The sequence below is a fragment of the Candidatus Accumulibacter phosphatis genome (assembly GCF_012939955.1).
In the GTDB taxonomy this organism is placed as follows: Bacteria; Pseudomonadota; Gammaproteobacteria; order Burkholderiales; family Rhodocyclaceae; genus Accumulibacter; species Accumulibacter delftensis.
In genome coordinates this window covers 69,776-91,501 of record NZ_SPMY01000033.1, presented here as the reverse complement: position 1 = coordinate 91,501, position 21,726 = coordinate 69,776, and the positions used below count along the sequence as shown (strand labels likewise).

Here is a 21,726-nt window from a genome sequence, read left to right as displayed (position 1 = left end):
TATTGTGGCTATCGCCATCGATGTGATCGACGACGCTGGCGGCGCACAAGACACCGAGCCGCAGGCACTCCTGACATAGCGGTGCCTCACGCAGAAGCCGAGCGCGCAGGCCTCGCCACGCGGCGCTGTTTGTGGGCAGGGCACGTTTCTCTTGTCGCTTCCTCTTCCCCGTATTGCTGTCCCACTGCCGGTGATCGGCACGGTGCGCGTCGCAATAGCCGGGTGTGGTCAGCACCGCACCGCAACCCGGGTGTCGGCAGGGAGTCGGGGCACGCAAGGGCATTCGCGTCTTTCTGGTTGGCAGGACTTGGCTTCGTGATTGAACAGCGCGTTCATGTGCTCGTCATCAACCCCGATCAAGGAGATCGCCATGACCCGCACCGCACTCACCGACACCCAGCGCCTGGTCCTCGAACAGGCTGCCGAGCAAACCGATGGCCGTGTCAATTGGTTCCCCGACAACGTCAAGGGCGGCGCCCGCAAGAAGGTGATCGAGGGCCTCTGCAACAAAGCCCTCATCACCGGCAGCGACGCTGACTGGTTCATCTCGCCGGTTGGCTACGACGCACTGGAACGTACCCCGCCGGCACTGCCGACCACGCATCCCGACCCGGAGGTGGAAGCTGCCCTGGGCGCCACGGAGGCGCAATGGGTGGCCGAGAAGCAAGCGACGACGGCGAAGCCCCGCACCCGCGAGAACAGCAAGCAGGCAGCGGTGATCGCCCTGCTCAAGCGGCCCGAGGGCGCGACAATTGCGCAAATTTGCGCATCCACCGGCTGGCAGTCGCACACCGTGCGAGGCGCGTTTGCCGGCGCGTTCAAGAAGAAACTCGGGCTGACCATCACCTCGGAGAAGCCCGCTGGTGGTGAGCGTATCTACCACATCGGGTAGTTACCCAAGGGGTGGTCGGACAGATCCAGCCACCCCCGAAATGATTGAGAACGCGCTTGCCTTCTCAATCGAACAGAGCGTTCATACGGGTGTCGCAACCAACTACCCCGAGGAGCATGCCATGACCGCCAAGACCACCCGCCAGACCAACGTGACCGATACCAACGGTCGCAGCCGCGGCGTGATGAGCATCCAGATCGAGTTCAGCACGTTGGCGCCGAGCATCATCATCCACGATGGCAAGACTTTCTGTGCCACCGGCAAAGAGGGCGTTAACACGAAAACAGGCAGCGCGGTGGTCGAAGCAGCAAGCGACGACGACCGGGCGCGCATCTGGATTGCACGCGATGCAACGTCCATTTGGGAAGACTGAAAGCGTTGCCAAAATGATTGAGAAAGCACTTGGCTTGTGTTCGTGGTAGAGCAATCATGTCTCTGTCATCAACGCAAACGGGAGAAACACCATGACCACCAACGAGACCCTCCGCAAGCACAGCAACTTTAACAGCGACGACTACGCCTACCTCGCCGCCAAAGGCTGGACCGACGCCGAGATCCTTGAGCGTTGGGACGACGAAGCCAAAAGCGGAAAAGGCCCCTGCTTCTGGACGGGGCCCGCACGCAGCAAGCTGACCGCCGTTACGGGCCGCAGGTAGACAGCCAAACACAACCAGGAGAGACGCCATGACCACCGCCAACACCATCGCCAACCCGATCCCCGCCACCGACAACGAAGCCTGGGGCTTCTACGGCGGCATGCAGGACAACGCCGAAGTCGCATGGCTTTTGGCCATGACCGCAATCTCCAACGCCACCGGCGAGCCTCTCGAATCGGTCAGGCTCTTTCTCGACAGCCGCCACGGACGACACTTTTCTGATGATGTCCGCAACCAGATGCTGGTCGGCAAGCACGTCGAGCAGGCGATTGACGCCGCCATCACGCAATGGATGGGCTGGACGATCAACCGCCGGACCAGCAAAGACTCCGGCATCCCGCAAGGCTTGCCGTACCTGACGGGGTTTGTGATTCACTGCGCGATCTCCGAGGAAGCACTCTCGGCCTGACCGACCAGGGCATCGAACGCCACGCCATCCGACTCCCGGGTGGCGTTGTTGTTGGTGTAGTCCTGCCAGCGGCGAACGATGGTATCGACGTACTTCGGGTCCAGCTCCATCAACCTCGCGGCCCGGCCCGACTTCTCGGCGGCGATCAACGTGGTACCGGAGCCGCCGAAGCAATCGAGCACCAAGTCACCCGGCCGGCTCGAATTGCGGATCGCGCGTTCGACCAGTTCCACCGGCTTCATTGTGTTATGAGACATGCCGATGCGCGTTTCAAACGTAGGGCTGCCCTCCACCGACAAGTTCCACACCAACCCTGAGTAGTTTATTTTCTCGGTGCTGCTTACGCTTCGCAGAGCGAAGCTGCACGATTTTTTTTGACGTGGCACGGTCGGCAGCCCCATCCATACGGCGCTCCTCCTGCGCTGATATACCAGTGCTCTGGGGAAACAGGTTTGAGCGATCCGCAAGCGCTGCAGGGCTTCCACCAAACACCATCTCGGAGTTCACAACCGGAGTGAATCCGCTTGTGCTCAAGGTGGGTGACAAGTTGCAGGTTTGAAATGTGATTATTTTGCTTATTGTGGTCGACGTGATGGACGCAAAACCCGTCTGGGATGACACCAAAGTCTCGTTCCCACACGACGTCGTGTTCCATTCGTAGCCGATCACCGTACCATTTTCTGATATAGCCTTTGCTGGTGAGCATATCTCGTCTCCCTCAATGATTTGAGAAGCCTCGATCCAGGCCAAACTGCCATCACGCAAAACGAGAAATGGGTGGTTGCCGGTGGCATCAACTGCGCGCTCCACGCCTGAAACAGTCAGTCGGAAAACAGGTTTTTCGATAGCGTGGGACGACACCAGTTCGACGGAGTGGAACTTCCCGTCCGCCGCAAGGACGCTGTCACCGGCAACCAACGATTCGATAATTCGCCAACCGTTGTCCGTCAACACCTCTGTGCCAGGGCACAGGCAAGGGTGCAGATCGTTCTTCACTGGCTTCTTGATCTGCCACACGTCGCCCTGATCACGGTCGCCGCACCAGTGGCGTTTGCCGCCCTCGGGCCAACCGTAGAGCATCGGCTCGTACTGGCGCTGGTAGTCGGCGCGGCCCAGGGTGAAGGTGTTCTTCGCCCAGATGATGAACGTCGACCAGTGGCCGCCGGCGGCGCGGAAGGCGGACTGCAGCACGTCGAGTTCGCTGGAGGACATCGCGATGTAGACCGCGCCATCGCAGCGCGCCAGCGCCGGGGTGAGGGCCCCCACCAGGAAATCGTGGAACCCGTCACCCAGGTTGTCGTTGATGATCGCGCGATTCTTGCCGCGCACTTTGTCCTTCGCGCTGTTGGCGTAGTTCACGTTGTACGGCGGGTCTTGCCAGAGCATCGACACGTGATCGGTGCCGAGAAGCGCCGGGTAGCTGCCTTCTTGCGTGGCATCCCCGCACAGCAGCCGGTGCTTGCCGAGCACCCACACATCACCCAGTCGCGACACCGGTGTTTCCGGTAGGTCCGGAACAGCGTCGTCGTCTGTCTCGCCTTCGGTGCTGGTCTCCTCGCCGGCCATGATCTCCAGCAACTGGTCGGCATCGAAGCCGGTCAGCGCTAGGTCGAACTCGTCGAGTTTCAGCTCATCGAGTTCGAGGCGCAGCAGATCGTCGTCCCACTCGGCCCAGGTCGCCGAGCGGTTGGCCAGCAGACGAAAGGCCTTGATCTGCGTCGGCGTCAGGTCGTCGGCGAGGATCACCGGCACCGTGTCGAGCCCGAGCTTGCGCGCCGCCTTCAGGCGCAGGTGACCATCGACCAGGCGCCCATCGGACTGGGCGACACAGGGGATCCGAAAGCCGAACTCCTGGATGGCGGCGGCCATCTGGTCGACGGCATGATCGTTCTTGCGCGGGTTGCGCGCGTACTCGATCAGTCGGTCGATCGGCCACTGCTCAACGGTCAGCATCGTCGCTCCCCAGGCGCTCGTCGGCGACCTCGTCAAACGTCTGGCCGGTGGCCACGAGCGTCACCGGCACGCCGGCAAAATTCTGCTGGAAGCGCTTGATCGCCACATCGACGTACTCGGGGGCAATCTCGACCGAGCGGGCGATGCGGCCGGTACGCTGCGCCGCGAGCATCGTCGTACCCGAACCGCAGAAGGGCTCGAAGACGAGGTCGCCGGTGTCGGAGTAGGCCTCGAGGATGAACTCCGGCAAGGCGATCGGGAAGACGGCGGGGTGGTCGATGTCCTGCCCGATCTTGCCCTTGTGGCGCATGACCCGAATCACCGAGTCGGGAATCCGGTTCTCCTGCGTGGGTTGGCCCGCTGCCGTCCAGCCGCCGACCTCGCCATTCCTGCTGCGCATTGCGGTGGAGGATCCGTCGGCACGCAGGTGTGAGTCCTGGCCGGCGTGTTTGCAGGGCACGATCTTGTTCGGCTTGCGGCTCTGGTGGTTGAAGTGGAAGACGAACTCGAAGCTCGGGGCGAAACGTCCAGCCCAGTCGCCGGGCATCCCCGGCCCCTGGTCCCAGACGTACCACGCGAACCGCCGCCAGCCCTCGGTACGCATCCACGCCAGCCAGCCGTCCCAGTACGGGATCACTTCGTTGTCGCGGTGGATCAGGCCGAGGTTGACGAGCACCTGGCCGTCGTCGGTCATCGGGAGATCTACGAAGACGCCGCGCATCAATCCGTCCCAATCGGTGATGCCGCCGCTGGTGTAGTCGCGCTGGTTGCCATAGGGCGGCGAGGTGAAGCAGAGCCGTGCCTGCTCGCCGGCCATTAGCGTCGTGATCACAGCAGAGTCAGCGGCGTCACCGCAGATCAGGCGATGCTGACCCAAGGCCCACACGTCGCCGGGACGAGATACGGGATTGGCCGGAACCTCGGGCACATCGTCGGCGGCATCGGGCGGGTTGCCATCGCCCGGCTGCTCTGCGTCGGTGTGACTGTCAGCCAGCAAGGCCTCGATCTCGTCGGCGTCGAATCCGGTCAACGAGAGATCGAAGTCGGCCAGCTTCAGGTCTTCGAGTTCCAGCGCCAGCATCGCGTCGTCCCAGCCGGCATCCAGCGCCATGCGGTTGTCCGCGATGAGATAGGCGCGCTTCTGGGTTGGCGTGAGGTGGGCCAGTTCGATGACCGGCACATCGTCCAGATTTAGCTTGCGCGCCGCGGCGAGTCGGCCGTGACCGGCGACGATGCCGTTGTCGCCATCGACCAGGATCGGGTTGGTCCACCCGTACTCGACGATGCTGGCGGCGATCTTGGCCACCTGCTCGGCGTTGTGGGTACGCGGATTCCGGGCGCAAGGAATCAGCGTCTCGACCTTGCGGTACTCGACGTTGAGCATGGTGTTCGGGAGTTCCAGGAGGGTGCGGCGCTGAAAGCAAAAACCCGCCACAGGGGCGGGTCAAGTCGAGCCAGAATGCAAAAACGCCTGCGGCGAGGAGGATCGGCAGGCGCTTTTGTTTGAGGCTGACGAAATGCTAGGCCTTCGATGTTCACCGGTCAAGGGGTTTGCTCCCGGCCTCACGTAAATACCCGTAATGCATAGCAAGCATGGCGAGCGCCGCGACCAGGATCCCGCGCGCCTCGGGCTGTGACAGCGGCCGACCGTTCCAGCCTTGTTGCGCCGACCACTCCTTGACGCTTTGCCCGAGCCCGGCGACGTGCCATACCGCCGAGCCGCCCGGACTGCCGATACCGCCCACGGCGTCGAGCGCCTGGCCGATACGCTTGAGGGCAAAGGCGGTGCGCTCGGTCATGCTGTCGCACCACTGCCCACCGCGAATGCGGTCGAGCGCCAGCGCGCGCGGTCCGTCCAGTTGAGCCCGCGCGAACGTGGCCGAGAATTCCTGCCCGGCGTCGTGCATCGGTGGCGTGATGGTGCCGTTCTTCAGCATCAGCCTGAGCGAATCGATGGTACGGAAGTGCTCGTTGCCCTGGTGCTCACCGGATGCCTCGCGCACCCACTCGACCTGACGACCGCCGGCCAGGGGGCGCACCGGACCGTACGGAGTGGGTTTCGTCTTGGCGCTCATCGCGAGTTCTCCCCACGGCGATCGGCAGTCTTCTGCCGACGTCCGTAGAGCCGGCTGCCGATCGCCTCGAGAAGCGTGCGCTCCCAGCTGTCGGTGACCGATTCGAGTGGTACCGCGAGGACGCCCTGCTTGTGCCAGGCGGCGGCACGCATCGCCCGCAGCTCGTCTTCGGTCGCTGGCGCCACCGGCACCAGGCGCCCGAGGGTGCAGGTCAGTCGGCTCATCGCGCGCCCCCTTTCAGCGCCCATTGCAGAAGCGCCAGCGCGTCCGCTTCGTTGTCGTCGGCGGGATAAAAACCCTTGGCGCGCATCGCGGCGATTACCTCGTCCTTGCCGGCGTTGCCGCGTCCGGTCGCGTGCTTCTTGATCGTGCCGACCGGCACGCCCTGGTAGGGCACTTGGTGGTGCTCGCACCACGCGGTCAGTTGCCCGAGGAAGGCGCCGTAGGTGTGGGCCGCAGCCGTGCCTCGGTGCGCGCGCACTTCCTCGAACACAACGGCAGTCAGCGGACCGGCCTTGGCGTGCAATTCGTCGAGCCACGCGGCGAAGCGCAGCAGCGGCATGCCGCCGCCCTCGAAGCGGCCCGCTTTGAAGGTCTCGGTACCCGAGGTGATGGGACCGCGTGGATAGGCCAGCGCCCAGCCAGTGTGCTGGCCGAGATCAAGGGCGAGCTTCGCACCAGGGAGGGCGGCGACAGAGGCCGCTGGCTGCGTCGTGGGATGGTGGGACATGTGCAAATCCTCCAAAAGGCTAGTGGCGGCCTGGAGGAGCGTGCACGCGACCGGGTCAGGGTCTTCGGCGCTCCCTCATGCCCGATCGGGATCGGGTACGGGTCAGAGCAAGAACGGGACTACGGCAATAACTTCAATAATTCATTCATTCAAGGGGAGTGTCCCTGGAGAGAGAGCTAGATCTATAAATACTTCAATATTTAATTCATTCAATATACATCCTGTTTTTTTTTCTCTCCTTCTCTCTCGGGATCGCGCGCGAGGGCAGATCTAGGTATACAGGGTATCTAAGGCTTGAAGTTATGAAGTTTTGAAGTTGTTCCTCGCGACCTTCACAACCCACTGTTTTCAAGTGCTTTTATCAAGTTCATCGGGCGCCGTGGTCCTTGAATCATTTCAATCTCGATCATCTGTGCGTCCAGTAGCGTCTTCAGCACGCCGTCTCGCTGACGCGCATCCATGAACTGCGTGCGGCGCGTGAACTCGCTCTTGGCCATCCCAACCGGTCCGGACGCTTGAAGTATTTGCAGCGCGCGCTTGTGATTCGACTCAATGACGTTCTCCGAAACGCGCATCGACGCTTCGCGAATCGTCTGTCCGGCGCAGTGCCGTGCGATCAGGATGCCCCACTCGGCGTCGTCGCCGGTGATCTCCGGATCCACGGCATCGCGCGACACCGCGCGGATCAGCGCCAGCTTGGTGGCGTTCTCCTCGATGCGCGCCAGGATTGATGCGAAGCCGGTGCCGTGCGCGGCGCGCAGCTCGTTCAGCAAGTCGTGGTCGAGCGCCTGGAAGACGCCCTTGGCCTGGGCATTGGTCGGTACGGTTCGAGGAAGGGGGGATACCTCGTCGACCGCACCCACGTCGGCCAGGTTGCCATTGAGCTTGCCACCGCCTTGATGGATCAACCGCAGGCGATCGATCAATTCCTGCGGCGGATCGATGAGGCCAAAGTCTTCGTTGCTGTCCGGAAAGTCCTCCTCGCTCTGAAGAATCAGGAACCGCGCCAACGAGCCATCGGCGATGTTGGTCGCCTGAAGCGCCTGCCAGAAGTGTAGCGGTGTCGTCGTGCCGTAAATGCACACGCAGGGTTGATGGGTCGCCCGATGCGCCGCCTCGGCCTGGCTGTGCGCATACTCCACACCGAAATACGTGGTGCCTGAGGTCGTGTACAGCTCAGTCAACAAATCGAGCACCTCGCACAGATAGCGCGGCGAACGCTTGCGATCGGCGGCGGCTGACAGGAACATGCCGAACTCGTCCAACTGGAAGAGAATGGCTGGCTGGCGGCGAAGCCCGGCCAGGAGGCCCGCGCCCGAGGCGATCTTGTTGCCCCCCAGGTACTGCAGCAGCCCGGCCCGGCTCAACAGTTCAATGATCACCACGCGGCTGTGGTTCTTGCCCGCACCACTCTCGGCGATTCCGACCACATAGAGGTTCGAGCGAATATTGCTCTGCGTGCGGTACTTCCGCCCCATCAAGGCTCCGACGGCGGTCAGCGAGGCGCCCAATGCGAGCACCGGTTGCGGTCGCTTGGCACTGCTCGTCATCAGTTGAATCAGGTCGGCGAGTACTCCGCCGACCTGATTCCAGCCGGCAGGCATGGGTGGCGCCTTGGGCGGGTTCGTCTGCGCGGCGTTCGTTGACGCGCTCGCAGTGATCGGCGTCGATCTTCCCAGGGACTGCAGCATCGCCTTCGCCGGATGCTCCCCGTTCAGCGCCAGCGTTCCGTTGAGAGGTAGCGTCGCGGCAGGCTCCCAGCCTGCTTCCAGCGCCAGTTTGTAGAGCGTGCCCGCCCCGATGCGGCTCGGCTTCATGCCTTTCCAGGCTTTCACGGTCGTCTCAGGAACATCCTTCGCGGCCCGCCCCGACCAGCTCTCGAACAGCGGCCAGCCGTCATCACCGAGCGCGCCCTTGATGGCCAGCCCTATGCGCACCCAACTGTCGTAGTCGAGGTCATCGTTCGCGATGAAGCGCAGCGCCTCGGTCACCGCCTCGAGCGTGCCGCGCTGTTCCCCAACCCCGCCAGCGGCTGTTTCAGCGCCTTGAAGGTGCGGCAGCCGCGCCGGCCGCAGTTCAGGCGGCACCAGCGCGATCGCTGCCGTGGCAAAAGCGTGCGCCTGCGCCTCGGTGATCGCCGGCAGATCGTCGATGGCGATCTCGGCCAGCGTGTCCAGCGGCCAGTCGTAGGGTTGCCCGGTTTCTGGATGGATGCCGTAAGCGACGAACTGCTGGCCCAGGCCCAGCACGTCGATCGGCGGCAACTTGAACCCCTTGAAGGGCTGTTCGGCGCGATAGACCAGCAGGCGTTTGGGCGCACGCCCAATCCGCAAGGCCGGCGTGTCGCCCAGCATCTCGCGGGCCAGGACCTCGATGCGCTTGGCCAACCGGGGATCGCTGAGTACATCAATATCGATACCGATCACTCGTCCCGCAGCGACGCCGATGCCGGCATCCGGCCAGTCGCCCCAGACGTCAATCTCGTGCTCGGTGGTGTCGCGCGTGCAATGGCGACTCCACGCCGGGTAGTCGTGCCAAGTCCCTCGGCGAAACACGCCCGGCTTCTTGGTACCGGGCTGAATCGGCAAGATCGGAAACCCGCCGTCGACGAGTTTGGCGCCCAACTGCGCCATGAAACTGGAAGCGGTCATGCTCCCCTCCTCAAAACGGCGGGTCTTGGGTGTAGGCGTCCCGCAGGTGATCCTGGAAAGCGGTGACCACGACGTCGATCAGCGTCGACCATTCGTGCTCCGACCACTGGGCCAGATTGGTGCGGCCGAGCGATTCGACGTACTCGCCGCCCAAGGCGCTGGCCTGACGCAGTGCGGCTTCTTCATGTTCATTGGGGTCGATCATTCCTTTGAGCCTCCCGATAATGTCCAGACACCGCATCGAACAAGCCCACAGATCGGGGCCGCTCTGGCGGGTCAGACGGGGTGAGTAACCAAAGCCGCGGTATTCGCGGCGGCAGATGTCGCAGAGCATCAGAAGCGCGCCGCCACGACTTCCGTGTAGCGCCCGCTCGGGCGGACCGCGATCTCGGCTGGTTGCCGCAAAGCCGGCGCGTGTTGGAGCGCTTCGTCGACGCTTTTTGGTAAGGCCGTACCGGGCGCGCGCGCCGCCCACCAGGTCGCTGCTTTCTGGCGGGGGTAGCCGGTATGCTCGACGCAGATCCACTCGTGATGGGCCGACAGGCCGCACCAGTACTCGACGCGCAGCGAGGGCGGCTTGCCGGGCTTCTCGTGGCGTGCGTAGCAAACCTGGCTCACCGCCACCCACTCGGGCTTGACCAGGCTTGAGAGCACCTCGAGCGTACTGGCCCGGGCCTCGATCATTGGTGCGGGCGGGGGAAACGAGTGCCCGCATTGAGGGCACGCGCGCGCCGCCGCATGAACGCGGCTGGCGCAGTCCGGGCAGACCTTGACCGGCGCGTCGCCGTCGCCCTCGCTGGGACGTTTCGGCTTGATCGCATCGATCGGTCCGTGACGCGCGATGTTGCCGGCGAAGTCCAGGACCAGGCAGTCGCTCTTGCCCGGCGCCAGCCGGCAGCCGCGACCGACGATCTGCACGTACAGCCCCGCCGACTTCGTCGGTCGCAGCATCGCAATCAGATCAACCCCGGGGGCATTGAAACCGGTGGTGAGCACGTTGGCGTTGGTCAGGCAGCGGATCTTGCCGCCCTTGAAGGCCTCGATCAGCGACTCGCGCTCGGCGCTGGACGTCTCGCCGACGATGGTCTCGCACCGGATGCCCTGCGTGCGGATCGCGTCACGCACATGTCGCGCGTGCTCGACACCGGCGCAGAAGACTAACCACGAGCGGCGATCCTGACCGTAGGCGACGATCTCGGCCACGGCACTTTGGGTAATCGCCTCCCGGTCGACAGCGGCGTGTAACTCGCGCGCAATAAACTCGCCGCCACGGGTGCCCACGCCGCCGACATCGAGTTGCGTCGCCATGCGCTTGGAGACCAGCGGCGACAGATAGCCCTGGTCGATCAGGTCGCGTACCGACACCTCGTAGGCGATGTCGGTGAAGATCGCGCCATCGCCCTCGTGGAGCCGTCCGGAGTCCAGGCGGTACGGCGTGGCCGTGAAACCGATCACCTTGAGCAGCGGGTTGATGCGCGTCAAACCGTCGAGGAAGCGCCGGTACAGGGTGTTCGACGAGCGCGGGATCAGGTGCGCTTCGTCGATCAATACCAAGTCGCACTGCTGCACGTCATAGACGCGCTTGTGGATCGACTGGATGCCGGCAAACAGGATGCGCGCCCTGATGTCTCGCTGCTTGAGTCCCGCCGAGTAGATGCCGGCCGGCGCCTCGGGCCATAGCCGCAGCAGTTCGCCATGGTTCTGCTCGATCAGCTCGCGGACATGCGTCACGACGAGAATGCGCTGGTCCGCAAACGCTTTCAGCACGCCTTCGATGAAGCGGGCCATCACCAGGGACTTGCCGCCAGCGGTCGGGATGATGACCAGGGGATTTCCGGTCTCCCCCTCAAAATACTGGTAGATGCCATCGATGGCCGCCTGTTGGTACGGCCGCACGGTCAGGGTCATAGCGAATGCTCCGCGTACTTGTGGCGGCCGCTGTCGCGCCAGATTTCGCCACCGGGAAGTTGATAGCTGACCCAGTCCGTACCGGCGTCGATCTGCTCGCACGGCACCAGGTCGGGGAGGTAGAGATGCTGGTCGCAGCCGGCGCGCTGGTCGGCCTCGGACAAGGCCCGCTGGTGTCGTTCACACCACCAGCCTCCCTCGACCGGTGTCGAGGACAGGCAGGTGCGACAGTTCACTGCCGCCGCGGCGTGACCCCGGCAGACCTCGGCATGGCTGCACATCCGGCACTCGAACCACGCCGGATCCTCGCTGACCCGGTCGAGCGGCCGCGCGGCGAAGAGGATGCGAGCGGCTTTTGCCAGCAGCCGATCGGCGTAATCGGCATCCAGTTCGACGCGTTCGATGTAGAGGTCGTCATTGTTCTTGTTCACGGCGAGGTACATGGCCCGTGTCAGGGTCGTGAGCCGCATGTAGATCTGCATCTGCGCGTCGTGCTGTGGCTTGGCCTGATGCACCCCTTTGGCGACGAGTTCGACGAAGCTCTTCGTCGCGTGCGTCTTGAACTCCAGCACATGCCAGGTCTTGGGGGCTTCGAGCAGGTTCAGCGCGACGGCGTCGAGCGAGCCACCGAAGTGACCACCGTGCGCCTCGACACGCCACTGCCGCCCGGTCTCCGGGTCGACTTCGAGCACGGTGGCGCCGGTGCGCCGCAGATTGCGGACGGCGCGGGTTTCTTCCAGCTGCCCGGTCTCGAAGAGCCGTAACAAGCGCCCCGGATGCTGCGCGACGGTGGTCCAGCGAAAGTCGTACCACAGCGACCGCTCGCAGGGCTTGCCGATCAGCGAAGCACCCAGGTGCGCACGAAAGCCCTGGTGAGCGTCGGCCTCGTAGGCGGCGAAGATGGCTTCGCGGGTCGGACTGACGACGGCAGGCAAGTCAGCCATGACCGACCTCCCTGCCTTGCCGCTCACGGGCGACCGCCAGGGCCAACTGCCAGGTGTCGTCCGGGAGCTGCTCGCGCAGCACGCCGATCAGCGTGTCCTTGAAGCGCTCCCGAGGGAGATCGCCCGCCAGCGCGGCCAGATGTGCTGACACCCGAGCAAGCTCCTGCTGCTTGAAACGCAGCGCCGTCTTCGCCCGGTGGAACCACTGCGCATCGAGGGCTCCGCGCCGGGCCTGACGGGCGATGTCCGCCGTAGCGATCTGGGTCTTGATCGAGGCGATCTCGCCCTGTAGCTCGACCAGACGTTCGCGACAGGTGGACGCGGTGTCGGGCAGCGGAATGAAGTCGGGAGCCGGCATCGGGTCAGCCCTGACGCTTCCAGGGCAGCGTGCTTTGCGCCGCAGGGCTTGCCGCACGGGCATGGCCGGCCGGGGCCGCAGGGACTGGCGCGGCCGGCGGCATCGGCTGCGTATCGCTGCCCGACAGGTAACGGATCGAGTTGCTCTCACCGTACTGTCCCTTCGGCGGGCGCACCTTGACGTCGATCTGGATCGGGATCAGATGCAGTTGCTCGCTGTTGCTGACCTGCATCTTGCCGGCCGCCCGGCACAGCGCCGACAGGCTGCGCTGCGCCATCAGCACGGCATCAGGGTTGGCATTGACGAGGTTCAGGCGGTCGAAGAACTTGCGCCCGGCGTACTGACCTTCGAGCACATCGAGTTCGAGGAGCAGGTATTGCCCCATGCCGTCCTTGGTTGGGCGCATTTCGCTGGCGACGAGCTGCACCCGGTACTTGCCGGGCGGAAAGACTTCGAAGGGGGTGGTGGGTTCGACGGTTGAGGCGTCGAAGGTGTGTCCAAATGAGGCCATGGCGGTTCTCCGTTGCGGTAAAAACAGGGATTCAGTGACTGACGAGCGCTTCTTGCAGGCAATCCGGCATCCCCTGCGCGAACGCCGACCAGTCGAGTGGCAAGGTGTCGGGCAGGCCGTAGCGGTTCTTGGCCAGGAAAGCCGGGCGTTCGGCGGTATGGATGACGCGCTCGCCGGAACCGAGGGCGCGGTTCACCTTCTTGTTGAAGCCGACGTCGGCCTTCACGGTGCTGATGCGGTAATTGGCGAAGAGCACGATGTCGGCGTGCTCCTGCAGCAAGGCGGCCGCGCGGGTGTGCAGCTTGATCACGTAGCGGTCGTAGGGGTCGTGCTCCGGGCTGTCGAAGCGTTTGATGTCGGTGTGGGCGATCTGCACGATGGTCATGCCACGCTCGTCGCGCAGGGCGTTCAGGCCGTCGAGGTACTGCCGCCAGAACTCCATGGTCGCCAGGTAGCCCTTGCCATAGCCCGGTGCTTCCAGATCCTTCCAGCCGTATTCCTTGCAGGTCTTCGCCCAGATCAGCGGTTCCAGCCAGTCGGCGCTATCGACCACCGCCGTCTTGAAGTCGTGCTTCTCGTTGTAGAGGGTGACCAGGCACTCGATGACCTCTTCGAACGAGCGTGCGATCGGGAAGTGGCTGGCCTCGATCGTGCCGAGACCGTCTTCGGTCTGGATGAAGACCGGATTGCTGGTGCCGGCGGCGAACGAGGTCTTGCCCACGCCAGCGACGCCGTGAATCAGGATGCGGGGCGGCTTCGGCGCGCTGGCGCGGGTGAGTTGGGAGAGCGAAATGGCCATGTGGGCGTGTTCCTTGGATAGTGAAGGGGTCAGTGCGCCGTGGTGAGCAGCTGCTTGCGGACTTGCGATGCGTTGGGGGTCATCCGTGCGCGAACCGCGATATAGCGAAAGACGAAGGGCTCGACGCGCTGGCTCACCAGATGCACCAGGCCGAGTTCGCAGGCGTGCCAGGCCCGCTTGGCCACGGCATGGATGCGCTGGCGCTCCTTGGACGGATACGGGCTGTTTGCGTCGGAGCGGTCCACCAGCAGCAGGCCCTGGTGGTACTGGATGCGCTCGCCGGCGAGCGACGTGGCGATCCAGTCGCACAGCGTGGCCTCGGTGAGCGGTGTGGCCGGTACGTACAGCGGACGTTCGAAATTGGCCGCGAGGCCGTTCGGCTCGCTTTGGCCCAGTACAAAGGTGGGATCGAAGGCGTTCATCAAATCTCCGTCAGGTGGCCGCAGCAGAAAAGCTGCGGGGTCTGATTGTTTTTACCGGGGGACCGGGGAATTTTTCTCAGGAGGGTGTGGCGGCGACGATCAGGCCGCCGCCTTAATGCCGAACATGCGCAGATGCATCTTCAGATCGGTGAGGCGGCGGTAGAAAGTGGCGGACGAAACGCTGGACGCCTCGCAGGCGCTGGGCGTGTCCTGATGCTCAAGGAGCAGGGAGAACAGCGCTCGCTGCTCGTCGTCCATCCGGCTGAGGGCGTGGTCGAGGTCGCGAGCGAAATGAAGTTCGTCAAAGCCGTTGGTGACTTCGCCCCACTGGGGGAGCACGGCGTCGGTGTCCGCCAGTGCATCGAGAGGATCTGTCGCGCCCTCGTCCGGCTCATTCCCGGAGCAAAAACTCAGACGCCAACGGTCCTTCGTTAGTCGGTACAGGAACTCAGACGCCCGATGCTTGGAGAGCATTCCGGTAAAGGTCCCGGCGCTGCCTTTGTCTGGGTCGAACTGTTCGGCACGCTCCAGCAGGTCGAGCAGCAGTTCCTGGTGGAGATCCTCCCGGTCGGCGTGCGAGAGTCCGAAGCGGGTTGCCATCTGGTATGCTCTGGCGGCCGCCGCATTGATGGCCGATTTGAAGTAAGTGCTATCGAGTGGCACGGTGTAACTCCTTGTTCGTTTAGGAGTTACCCATTCTTCTCACGGGACGTGAGATGCTCTACGCCGTTAATTGAGACGTAAGTGAGATGGCGCTCGGCACCCAGATCGGCGCTGCTTGGCTTGAATCCCGCAGGCACAAAAAAAGGCCGCTCAAGGCGGCCTGCTGGATGAGTGTTGGACGTAACCCCGCTGGTCTACACCAGCAACTGGTAGCTGCCTCGCTTGACCCCGGGTGGAAATCCCACGTAAACGCCCTCGACGGATGACCAGAACTCGTTGCCCAAGAGCTGGCGCGGGCTGGGCGACAAGGATCCCGCAGCACTCATCAACTGCTTGGTAGGCACGGCAGGTGATCCCTTGTGATAGGCATCGACCAGGGCCTGGAAAAAGCCGATCGCTTTGACTCCGACCAACGCGAGTGACGGTTTGCCGGGGATGTAGAGCGTCGCACTGTAGTTGTCCTTCTTGACCAGAGCTACGACCATTCCGCCGCGCGCCAGTTGCTTGCCCTGCGTGAAAACGCTTGCCAGCCTGTTGATGTCGAGGGACGACTCCTGATCACTGGTGGCCAAGTGATCGGCTACCGCTGCGATAACGTTCGGCCCCAGGCATAAGGGGTGGTCTCGACCTGCCGAGAGCACCAGGCCCACGCCTTTGTCGCTTCGGGCACGCATCAGGATATCGAGACGCTGCAGGGTCGTCGGCGACCTTAGATCACGAGCCAGGTAGCAAGGCGCAGCTTCTGCCCCGAGCTTGATCTTGCCGAGGTAGGTGAGGTTTTCGTCAAGTTTGATCAACTCGGCACTGACCAGGGGCGCCTTGAGGCGTTTGAGGACGATCTCATCGAGCCAGTCCCGCCTGATCGCGTATTTGTCGGCAGCCGACGCTGGCAATTCGACAGTGCTCCCGTCCTTCGGATGGTCGTAGGCGATCACGCCGGGCTTACCTGCCGAACGGACGTTGACCTCGTGAGTAGTGCCATCCTCGTCCAGCAACAAGCTGACGTAGCGGCCACGCGGTTCGATAAAGCCGCCATCCAGCAGCGCCTCGGGATCGAGTCCGCGGGTGAGGAAGAACTGCCCTGGCACCTCCTTTTTGGTCTGATCAAATAACTGCAGCAGTGCCGGAAGTAGAACGTGTTCCTGAACCAGCGTGAGCGGCTTGACCTGATGTAGGACGCCCCAGGCCGTCAGAAGGGCGTAGCCCAACTCCCGCTGTACCGGATCCCGGTTGCTGCGCAGATTGCATCGATTCGGTTCCGAAAGGGTGATGTTGAGCGTTTTGGATTTCTTGGTGCCGTACTGGGTGTAACGCACGGCGATGACGATCCGAGCGAGGCTGGCGGCCCGCTTGAACAAGTGATCCTTGCCGAACAACGCCTCGGCCACGTCCTCGATATCATCGCTGATGCTGACCTTGAGGCCAGCGCGATGTTTGGGGTTGTCCGGGCGCACGTCGACTTCCACCACTGCGACCCGATCGACATCGAACCCAGCGATAGTGGGTGTGCTCAGGTTCAGCGAGGTCAAGAAGCGCTTGAAGTTGTACTGCTTGAGGGTTAGAGGTCTATCCGACAGATCGATCTTGAGGCCTGTTTCTGCGAAACAGGTGGCCACCTGCTGGCGTACACTCGGGCTAGCGGAGAACACTTCGAGAACACCCTCGTCCGGCGAGAACAGCAAGGTCGCTTCGCTCAGCGGACGGTAGTATCGATCCCCTCGGCTGCCATCGGCCTCCCGAAACTCGGCCACACTGGACAACGGCCCGCCATGGCGAACGATGACCAGATGCTGCTGCTGTTCCTTTCCAGCCTGGTCCTTGCCTGTAACCTGCAGATGGGTCACCGTGCAGCGCCCGGTCAGTTCGAGGCGCTCTTGGATCTGGGTTTCCAGTGCGTGTTTGACGCTGTCGTCCCAGACGAAAGCCACGACTGTGTCGGCGTCGAGCTCGAAGGCCTCGTACATCCCGCCGAAGTTGCGGTAATGGTCAGCATAGAAGAGGCTCTCGGCTTCGTCGAACAGCGCGGGTTCGTACTGGTAGAGCCATAGGCTGCGCCCGAGGTCATCGAGTTGCGTGTCAAACGCATCGATATGCGCTTGCTCAAAGATTCTCGCAGCGACCCGGTTGACGGGTTCGACACCACGACCTTCCGCCAGGGTCAGGATCCTTTGTGCGTGGCGATCCAGAGGAACGGCGGCGTCGGCTTGGAGTTCGTTGCCCAGATCGATGAGTTGTTCGCGGAGGGCGGCGCTGCCGCTATCCTCGCCGGCGGTCTGCCATGGCAATTCGAAGAAGATGGCGGCGTAGTCACCCTTGTCGGCAGTCTCAAGAAATGTCGCCAGTGCCGCCAGCGGCGCGGCCTCGAGCAGCCGATGCAATGAAATGCCGTTCTTGAAGGTCTTCGCCACCCTATTTCTCCTTGTTGTTGTGATGACTTGCGGCACGCCCTTTGTGGCCAAATGGGCTCTCACCGCCGTGTAGGCGTGACCTCTCAAGCCGGCTGAGAAGAAATCCGAGGTGGCCCCGTATAAACATGCATGACTGCCAAACTCAACTCTCGCAATAGCTCGCCCATCAACCCTGTTCGCATCATTGCAATAATACTGGCGCACGGCGTACTCCGCCTGCATGAGCGTCAAAAAGCCCTTGATAGCCGCACCGGACAGCGCGTTCATGACCCTGTTCTGAACCCCAAGGGAGACATTTCATGACTGACGTACTGGCCCGGGTGGTGGCCCTCAAGACCACCCCGATTCCCGAATTGAAGCAACTGTGGCGCGACCTGTTCGATACGGAGCCGCCGCCGTACAACCGGCGCTTCCTGGAGAATCGCCTCGCCTATCGCCTGCAGGAACTCGCCCATGGCGGACTGAAGACCAGCACGGTCAAGCGCCTCGAACAACTTGGTGAACAACTCGACGGCGGCAAGGCGCGGGTTCGCAGCCGCCGCGCTGATGATCGTCCTATCGCCGGCACCAAGCTGATCCGCGAGTGGCAGGGCACGCCCTACGAGGTCATCGTCCAGCTTGGCCATTTCGAGTTCCAAGGCCAGCGCTATCAATCACTCTCTGCAATCGCCAAGGCGATCACCGGCACGGTCTGGAATGGCTGGTTGTTCTTCGGTCTGCGCGCACGGAGGCCTGCATGAACGCGATGACGCGCAAACTCCGCTGCGCGATCTACACCCGAAAATCCACCGAGGAAGGGCTGGAGCAGAACTACAACTCGCTCGACGCCCAGCGCGATGCGTGCGAGGCCTACATCGTCTCGCAGAAGTCCGAAGGCTGGGTAGCGCTCGACGACGCGTACAACGATGGCGGCTTCTCGGGCGGCACCCTCAATCGGCCTGGCATCCAGCGGCTGCTGCAAGATGTCCGCGAAGGCCTGGTCGATGTGATCGTGGTCTACAAGATCGACCGGCTGTCCCGATCGCTGGCAGACTTCGCGAAGTTGGTCGAGCTCTTCGATGCGCAGAAAGTGACCTTCGTCTCGGTCACGCAGTCGTTCAACACCACTACGTCGATGGGGCGGTTAACGCTGAACATCCTGCTGTCGTTTGCTCAGTTCGAACGCGAACTTGGCGGTGAGCGTGTGCGCGACAAAATTGCCGCCAGCCGCGCCAAAGGAATCTGGATGGGGGGTATGCCGCCGCTGGGCTACGATGTGATCGAGCGAAAGTTGATACCAAACCCCAGCGAGGCGGCGCTGGTCAGGCGGATATTTGAACGATTCATTGCGCTTGGATCGATGACTACCCTGTCGCGCGAGCTGCGTGCTGAGGGCGTGGCGACGAAGTCGTGGACTACCATCAAGGACAAGGCCCGCGTCGGGAAACTGATCGACAAGGGCTACCTCTACAAACTCTTCAAGAATCCGGTGTTCATCGGTGTCGCCGCCTACAAGGGTAAGCACTTCGCTGGCGAGCACGAGGCCATTCTGGATCGCGCCGTCTGGGAACAGGTACAGGCCATGTTGGGTCGCGGTGATCAAGAGCAGCGGGCTCGCCAGAACCGTCCCTCCCGAGCCCCCGCACTATTGAAGGGCCTGATCTTCGCCGATGATGGTTGGGCCATGACACCTGGCGCCACCAACAAGGGCGACAAGGTCTATCGCTACTACGTAAATACCGCCTCGATGAAGATCGGCAAGGACGCCTGCTCGATATCTCGTGTTCCCGCGGGGGAAGTGGAAGCCGCCGTAATTGCTCAGGTACGCAAAGTACTGCAAGCCCCCGAGGTGATGTCACAGGCCATCCGCGAAGTGGTGGCCCTCGATCCCACCGCCGATGCGCAGGAAACCATTCTGACCCTGCAATCCATCGAGCCGGTGTGGGACGAACTCTTCCCCGCCGAGCAGGCCAGGATCATTCAATTACTGGTGGAAAGGGTGACCGTCAGCCCCACCGGCCTACGCATCGACATGAAGGCGGCGGGCATGAGGGACTTGATCCAGTCGGTCATGCCAGGGAGGAAGGCCGCGTGATGGCTGCTGATGTCATTTCTGTTGATCTGCCAATGACCTTCAAGAAGCGTGGCGGGCGCAAGGTGATCGTTCTACCCGATGGCACGCACGGCAACCCGATGCCGATGGCGACCATCGACAACACCATGATCAAGGCGGTCGCGCGGGCATTTCGCTGGCAGAAACTGCTGGAGAACGGTACCTACGGGTGTCTGGACGAAATCGCCAAAGCAGAGCGCATCGGACCTTCGTTCGTGAGTCGTGTGATCAGATTGGCGTTGTTGGCACCAGACATCGTAGAAGCGATTTTGGCGGGCAAACAGCCTGCGAGCCTGACGTTGAAGGACTTGATGCTGCCATTTCCGGTGGAATGGTCTGGGCAGCGAGCGCAGTTCGGAATTGGTGCTGCGGGCTGAGTCTGCCGTGCGGTATCCGGCGGCGCTGCTCCTCGCTTACAATCGTCATCAACACCGCCCTCGACGCTTCAGCCAGGCCAGTTAAGGGCGCCAGACAAACCCGATTACACACTACCGGTGCGCCTGCATGCCTATCGCAAAACGTGGTCACGTCATCGCATCGCTCACGGATTGGGAGACGTATGGCAATCCGAAGGCTTCTTACCACTGGATTGATGGGAGGAGTGCCAAAGAAGTTGCCCGTGCTTGGCTGGTGGGAGGAGGAACGGCTTTGCCACCTGAAGTTGCCAGTTGCTTGGCAGCCCACAGCAGGTTTGGAGCGGTTCTATCTTGGGAAGCTGAGCCAGAAGCAAAGCTACGTTTCGACAACTTTCCCGGTGAGCCGAGGAATAGCGACCTCGCGGTCTATGTGACCGACGCAATCGGTCCCTACCTGCTTGCTGTCGAGGCCAAGGCGGACGAGCCATACGGAGACACAGTCTCGAAAACGCTGGCCGATGCACTCGAACGCCGCCTTGAGAATCCGCGGTCCAACGGGGTCGCCCGTGTTGAACAGCTGGCCCGTTCCTTGTTCAGTCCGCGCGTTAAAGGCGAACCACGGCTAGGCGACCTGCGCTACCAACTACTCACAGCCTGCGCTGGCGCGGTGTCTGAGGCAAGGCGAAAGGGTTACTCCCGCGCCGTCATGCTCGTGCATGAATTCGTCACGAGTGAGACACAGCCTGGCAACCACAAACGCAATAGCTCTGACCTATCGGCGTTCGTTTATCGGCTTTCTGGAGGCGGGACGACAGAGGTGGCAGACGACCGTCTCGTTGGTCCCTTCATCGTGCCGGGTGCCGCCGAAGTGGAGTTGTTTATTGGCAAGGTCGTGCGCCGTCTCGGGACCAGCGGTCCGCAGTCGGATGCGTGGCGTGGTCAGGGCAGAGAGAACAGTTTGGGGTTGGTGGCGTAGCGTAGCTCGCCGTTAATGACCCTATCCTTGCCTGCCGAGAAGAAAGGCAAGGGCTGAAACCGAGGGCGGCGTACCCGCTGGGTTCGAGGCGGATCGAAAAGGAGAAATGGTATGGGTGTTTCAGTCGTCACAGGTGCAAATCGTGGGATCGGTCTCGAACTCGCACGGCAGCTCAAAGCACGCGGAGCGATCGTGGTTGCAGTGTGTCGCAAGAGCTCGCCGGAGCTCGACGCGCTCGGAGTGCGTGTCGAATGCGATATCGACGTCACTGAGCCTGCAGCTTGGTCGAAGCTCGCCGAATGCCTCGCACACGACGACATTGACCTCCTGGTCCAGAACGCCGGCCTGCTCATTGCCGACTCACTCGAAGATGTTGATCTTGACGCGGTGCGCGCGCAGTTCGAACTCAACGCCATCGCGCCGCTCTTTCTCACGCGGGCACTCGCCTCGCGTCTTCATCCAGGCTCGAAGGTCGCGCTCATTACCAGTCGCATGGGCTCCATCGCCGACAACAGCTCCGGGCGCTACTACGGCTATCGTATGAGCAAGGCGGCGCTCAATGCTGCCGGTGTCTCTCTAGCCCACGACCTCAAACCGCGAGGGGTCGCCGTCGTCATCCTGCATCCGGGCGCCGTGCGCACCGAGATGACCGGCGGCCAGGGTATGATCGAGACGGACGAGTCTGTTCGCGGGCTCTTGCAGCGCATCGACCAGCTCAAACTCGAGACCACCGGACGATTCCTCCACCAGAATGGCGAAATCCTGCCGTGGTAAGACCGCGACCCGGGTCCCCGGTTGTGCTGGCAAATGGCGTCGTTGTGCGAACGGACGGGAGAGCGCCGATCCGACGATCCAAATGTGGTCAAGCTGGCGGAAACCTCGGGCAGCGGCTTGAAACGCATCGAGATGACGTTGTTTTCGGC

Annotated in this window: 24 protein-coding genes and 2 pseudogenes; 9 read left to right on the top strand and 17 right to left on the bottom strand. The window is 62.8% G+C overall.

The window, feature by feature from the left end; genetic code table 11:
* Positions 1-4: 4 nt before the first annotated feature.
* A pseudogene (locus E4Q23_RS12450) lies at positions 5-283 on the bottom strand (HNH endonuclease); the annotation flags it as partial.
* Between the two features lie 87 nt (positions 284-370).
* Here E4Q23_RS12450 and E4Q23_RS12445 point away from each other — a divergent pair.
* From E4Q23_RS12445 to E4Q23_RS12430, 4 genes are all read left to right on the top strand, one after another.
* Complete coding sequence (locus E4Q23_RS12445; RefSeq protein WP_169066926.1) at positions 371-892, top strand: DUF3489 domain-containing protein; 522 nt, start codon at positions 371-373, stop codon at positions 890-892.
* Between the two features lie 121 nt (positions 893-1,013).
* Entirely contained in the window at positions 1,014-1,265 is a 252-nt protein-coding gene (locus E4Q23_RS12440; protein WP_169066925.1) for a hypothetical protein, read from the top strand.
* A gap of 91 nt (positions 1,266-1,356) precedes the next feature.
* Positions 1,357-1,548, top strand: coding sequence for a hypothetical protein (locus E4Q23_RS12435; protein WP_169066924.1), 192 nt, complete (start codon positions 1,357-1,359; stop codon positions 1,546-1,548).
* A 28-nt stretch (positions 1,549-1,576) separates the two neighbouring features.
* The gene (locus E4Q23_RS12430) at positions 1,577-1,957 is read left to right on the top strand and encodes a hypothetical protein (RefSeq protein ID WP_169066923.1); all 381 of its coding nucleotides are present in this window, start codon (positions 1,577-1,579) and stop codon (positions 1,955-1,957) included.
* Here the strand turns inward: E4Q23_RS12430 and E4Q23_RS23880 are convergent.
* From E4Q23_RS23880 to E4Q23_RS12345, 16 genes and pseudogenes are all read right to left on the bottom strand, one after another.
* Positions 1,921-2,358: a DNA-methyltransferase gene (locus E4Q23_RS23880; protein WP_248595409.1), complete on the bottom strand. Its 438-nt coding sequence runs from the start codon at positions 2,356-2,358 to the stop codon at positions 1,921-1,923. The two genes, E4Q23_RS12430 and E4Q23_RS23880, sit on opposite strands and share 37 nt — an antisense overlap.
* Before the next feature lie 562 nt (positions 2,359-2,920).
* Positions 2,921-3,910 (bottom strand): annotated as a pseudogene (locus E4Q23_RS12415) (ParB N-terminal domain-containing protein); the annotation flags it as partial.
* Positions 3,897-5,294 carry a site-specific DNA-methyltransferase gene (locus E4Q23_RS12410; RefSeq protein ID WP_169066922.1) on the bottom strand — a complete coding sequence of 466 codons (1,398 nt, stop codon included), beginning with the start codon at positions 5,292-5,294 and terminating at the stop codon, positions 3,897-3,899. The pseudogene E4Q23_RS12415 and the gene E4Q23_RS12410, both read right to left, overlap by 14 nt.
* A gap of 151 nt (positions 5,295-5,445) precedes the next feature.
* Positions 5,446-5,985, bottom strand: a complete 540-nt coding sequence (locus tag E4Q23_RS12405; RefSeq protein WP_169066921.1) for a hypothetical protein — start codon at positions 5,983-5,985, stop codon at positions 5,446-5,448.
* Positions 5,982-6,209, bottom strand: a complete 228-nt coding sequence (locus tag E4Q23_RS12400; protein ID WP_169066920.1) for a hypothetical protein — start codon at positions 6,207-6,209, stop codon at positions 5,982-5,984. Before E4Q23_RS12400 ends, E4Q23_RS12405 begins: the two co-directional genes overlap by 4 nt.
* The gene (locus tag E4Q23_RS12395) at positions 6,206-6,715 is read right to left on the bottom strand and encodes a crossover junction endodeoxyribonuclease RuvC (RefSeq protein ID WP_169066919.1); all 510 of its coding nucleotides are present in this window, start codon (positions 6,713-6,715) and stop codon (positions 6,206-6,208) included. The genes E4Q23_RS12400 and E4Q23_RS12395 overlap by 4 nt, the downstream gene beginning before the upstream one ends.
* Positions 6,716-7,047: 332 nt before the next feature.
* Positions 7,048-9,348: a PriCT-2 domain-containing protein gene (locus E4Q23_RS12390; RefSeq protein ID WP_248595420.1), complete on the bottom strand. Its 2,301-nt coding sequence runs from the start codon at positions 9,346-9,348 to the stop codon at positions 7,048-7,050.
* Positions 9,349-9,376: 28 nt separating this feature from the next.
* Positions 9,377-9,700, bottom strand: a complete 324-nt coding sequence (locus E4Q23_RS12385) for a DUF6511 domain-containing protein (RefSeq protein WP_169066917.1) — start codon at positions 9,698-9,700, stop codon at positions 9,377-9,379.
* Positions 9,700-11,274: a DEAD/DEAH box helicase gene (locus E4Q23_RS12380; RefSeq protein WP_169066916.1), complete on the bottom strand. Its 1,575-nt coding sequence runs from the start codon at positions 11,272-11,274 to the stop codon at positions 9,700-9,702. Before E4Q23_RS12380 ends, E4Q23_RS12385 begins: the two co-directional genes overlap by 1 nt.
* Positions 11,271-12,218 (bottom strand): PD-(D/E)XK nuclease family protein, encoded by a 948-nt coding sequence (locus E4Q23_RS12375; protein WP_169066915.1) that lies wholly within the window; start codon positions 12,216-12,218, stop codon positions 11,271-11,273. Before E4Q23_RS12375 ends, E4Q23_RS12380 begins: the two co-directional genes overlap by 4 nt.
* Positions 12,211-12,576 carry a hypothetical protein gene (locus E4Q23_RS12370; protein WP_169066914.1) on the bottom strand — a complete coding sequence of 122 codons (366 nt, stop codon included), beginning with the start codon at positions 12,574-12,576 and terminating at the stop codon, positions 12,211-12,213. Before E4Q23_RS12370 ends, E4Q23_RS12375 begins: the two co-directional genes overlap by 8 nt.
* Before the next feature lie 4 nt (positions 12,577-12,580).
* Positions 12,581-13,087, bottom strand: coding sequence for a DUF669 domain-containing protein (locus E4Q23_RS12365; protein ID WP_169066913.1), 507 nt, complete (start codon positions 13,085-13,087; stop codon positions 12,581-12,583).
* Positions 13,088-13,118: 31 nt separating this feature from the next.
* Positions 13,119-13,886 carry an ATP-binding protein gene (locus E4Q23_RS12360; RefSeq protein WP_169066912.1) on the bottom strand — a complete coding sequence of 256 codons (768 nt, stop codon included), beginning with the start codon at positions 13,884-13,886 and terminating at the stop codon, positions 13,119-13,121.
* Positions 13,887-13,915: 29 nt separating this feature from the next.
* A complete protein-coding gene (locus E4Q23_RS12355) occupies positions 13,916-14,308 on the bottom strand; it encodes a hypothetical protein (protein WP_169066911.1) in 393 nt (130 codons plus the stop codon).
* A 99-nt stretch (positions 14,309-14,407) separates the two neighbouring features.
* The gene (locus E4Q23_RS12350) at positions 14,408-14,971 is read right to left on the bottom strand and encodes a sigma factor (protein ID WP_169066910.1); all 564 of its coding nucleotides are present in this window, start codon (positions 14,969-14,971) and stop codon (positions 14,408-14,410) included.
* A gap of 194 nt (positions 14,972-15,165) precedes the next feature.
* On the bottom strand, positions 15,166-17,379 hold the full coding sequence (locus tag E4Q23_RS12345; RefSeq protein ID WP_169066909.1) for a hypothetical protein: 2,214 nt from the start codon (positions 17,377-17,379) through the stop codon (positions 15,166-15,168).
* Positions 17,380-17,678: 299 nt separating this feature from the next.
* Between E4Q23_RS12345 and E4Q23_RS12340 the strand changes: the two genes are divergently transcribed.
* From E4Q23_RS12340 to E4Q23_RS12320, 5 genes are all read left to right on the top strand, one after another.
* Positions 17,679-18,119, top strand: a complete 441-nt coding sequence (locus E4Q23_RS12340; RefSeq protein ID WP_169066908.1) for a DUF2924 domain-containing protein — start codon at positions 17,679-17,681, stop codon at positions 18,117-18,119.
* Positions 18,116-19,453, top strand: coding sequence for a recombinase family protein (locus E4Q23_RS12335; protein WP_169066907.1), 1,338 nt, complete (start codon positions 18,116-18,118; stop codon positions 19,451-19,453). Before E4Q23_RS12340 ends, E4Q23_RS12335 begins: the two co-directional genes overlap by 4 nt.
* The gene (locus E4Q23_RS12330; RefSeq protein WP_169066948.1) at positions 19,453-19,848 is read left to right on the top strand and encodes a hypothetical protein; all 396 of its coding nucleotides are present in this window, start codon (positions 19,453-19,455) and stop codon (positions 19,846-19,848) included. Before E4Q23_RS12335 ends, E4Q23_RS12330 begins: the two co-directional genes overlap by 1 nt.
* A gap of 127 nt (positions 19,849-19,975) precedes the next feature.
* Positions 19,976-20,803 (top strand): DUF6946 family protein, encoded by an 828-nt coding sequence (locus tag E4Q23_RS12325; protein WP_169066906.1) that lies wholly within the window; start codon positions 19,976-19,978, stop codon positions 20,801-20,803.
* 111 nt (positions 20,804-20,914) lie between these two features.
* Positions 20,915-21,577 carry an SDR family oxidoreductase gene (locus E4Q23_RS12320; RefSeq protein WP_169066905.1) on the top strand — a complete coding sequence of 221 codons (663 nt, stop codon included), beginning with the start codon at positions 20,915-20,917 and terminating at the stop codon, positions 21,575-21,577.
* Positions 21,578-21,726 lie beyond the last annotated feature (149 nt).

Coding starts and splice junctions, on each gene's coding strand:
- E4Q23_RS12445 (WP_169066926.1), top strand. CDS start 371: ATGACCCGCACCGCACTCACCGACACCCAGCGCCTGGTCCTCGAACAG.
- E4Q23_RS12440 (WP_169066925.1), top strand. CDS start 1,014: ATGACCGCCAAGACCACCCGCCAGACCAACGTGACCGATACCAACGGT.
- E4Q23_RS12435 (WP_169066924.1), top strand. CDS start 1,357: ATGACCACCAACGAGACCCTCCGCAAGCACAGCAACTTTAACAGCGAC.
- E4Q23_RS12430 (WP_169066923.1), top strand. CDS start 1,577: ATGACCACCGCCAACACCATCGCCAACCCGATCCCCGCCACCGACAAC.
- E4Q23_RS23880 (WP_248595409.1), bottom strand. CDS start 2,358: ATGGGGCTGCCGACCGTGCCACGTCAAAAAAAATCGTGCAGCTTCGCT.
- E4Q23_RS12410 (WP_169066922.1), bottom strand. CDS start 5,294: ATGCTCAACGTCGAGTACCGCAAGGTCGAGACGCTGATTCCTTGCGCC.
- E4Q23_RS12405 (WP_169066921.1), bottom strand. CDS start 5,985: ATGAGCGCCAAGACGAAACCCACTCCGTACGGTCCGGTGCGCCCCCTG.
- E4Q23_RS12400 (WP_169066920.1), bottom strand. CDS start 6,209: ATGAGCCGACTGACCTGCACCCTCGGGCGCCTGGTGCCGGTGGCGCCA.
- E4Q23_RS12395 (WP_169066919.1), bottom strand. CDS start 6,715: ATGTCCCACCATCCCACGACGCAGCCAGCGGCCTCTGTCGCCGCCCTC.
- E4Q23_RS12390 (WP_248595420.1), bottom strand. CDS start 9,348: ATGGCGCAGTTGGGCGCCAAACTCGTCGACGGCGGGTTTCCGATCTTG.
- E4Q23_RS12385 (WP_169066917.1), bottom strand. CDS start 9,700: ATGCTCTGCGACATCTGCCGCCGCGAATACCGCGGCTTTGGTTACTCA.
- E4Q23_RS12380 (WP_169066916.1), bottom strand. CDS start 11,274: ATGACCCTGACCGTGCGGCCGTACCAACAGGCGGCCATCGATGGCATC.
- E4Q23_RS12375 (WP_169066915.1), bottom strand. CDS start 12,218: ATGGCTGACTTGCCTGCCGTCGTCAGTCCGACCCGCGAAGCCATCTTC.
- E4Q23_RS12370 (WP_169066914.1), bottom strand. CDS start 12,576: ATGCCGGCTCCCGACTTCATTCCGCTGCCCGACACCGCGTCCACCTGT.
- E4Q23_RS12365 (WP_169066913.1), bottom strand. CDS start 13,087: ATGGCCTCATTTGGACACACCTTCGACGCCTCAACCGTCGAACCCACC.
- E4Q23_RS12360 (WP_169066912.1), bottom strand. CDS start 13,886: ATGGCCATTTCGCTCTCCCAACTCACCCGCGCCAGCGCGCCGAAGCCG.
- E4Q23_RS12355 (WP_169066911.1), bottom strand. CDS start 14,308: ATGAACGCCTTCGATCCCACCTTTGTACTGGGCCAAAGCGAGCCGAAC.
- E4Q23_RS12340 (WP_169066908.1), top strand. CDS start 17,679: ATGACTGACGTACTGGCCCGGGTGGTGGCCCTCAAGACCACCCCGATT.
- E4Q23_RS12335 (WP_169066907.1), top strand. CDS start 18,116: ATGAACGCGATGACGCGCAAACTCCGCTGCGCGATCTACACCCGAAAA.
- E4Q23_RS12330 (WP_169066948.1), top strand. CDS start 19,453: ATGGCTGCTGATGTCATTTCTGTTGATCTGCCAATGACCTTCAAGAAG.
- E4Q23_RS12325 (WP_169066906.1), top strand. CDS start 19,976: ATGCCTATCGCAAAACGTGGTCACGTCATCGCATCGCTCACGGATTGG.
- E4Q23_RS12320 (WP_169066905.1), top strand. CDS start 20,915: ATGGGTGTTTCAGTCGTCACAGGTGCAAATCGTGGGATCGGTCTCGAA.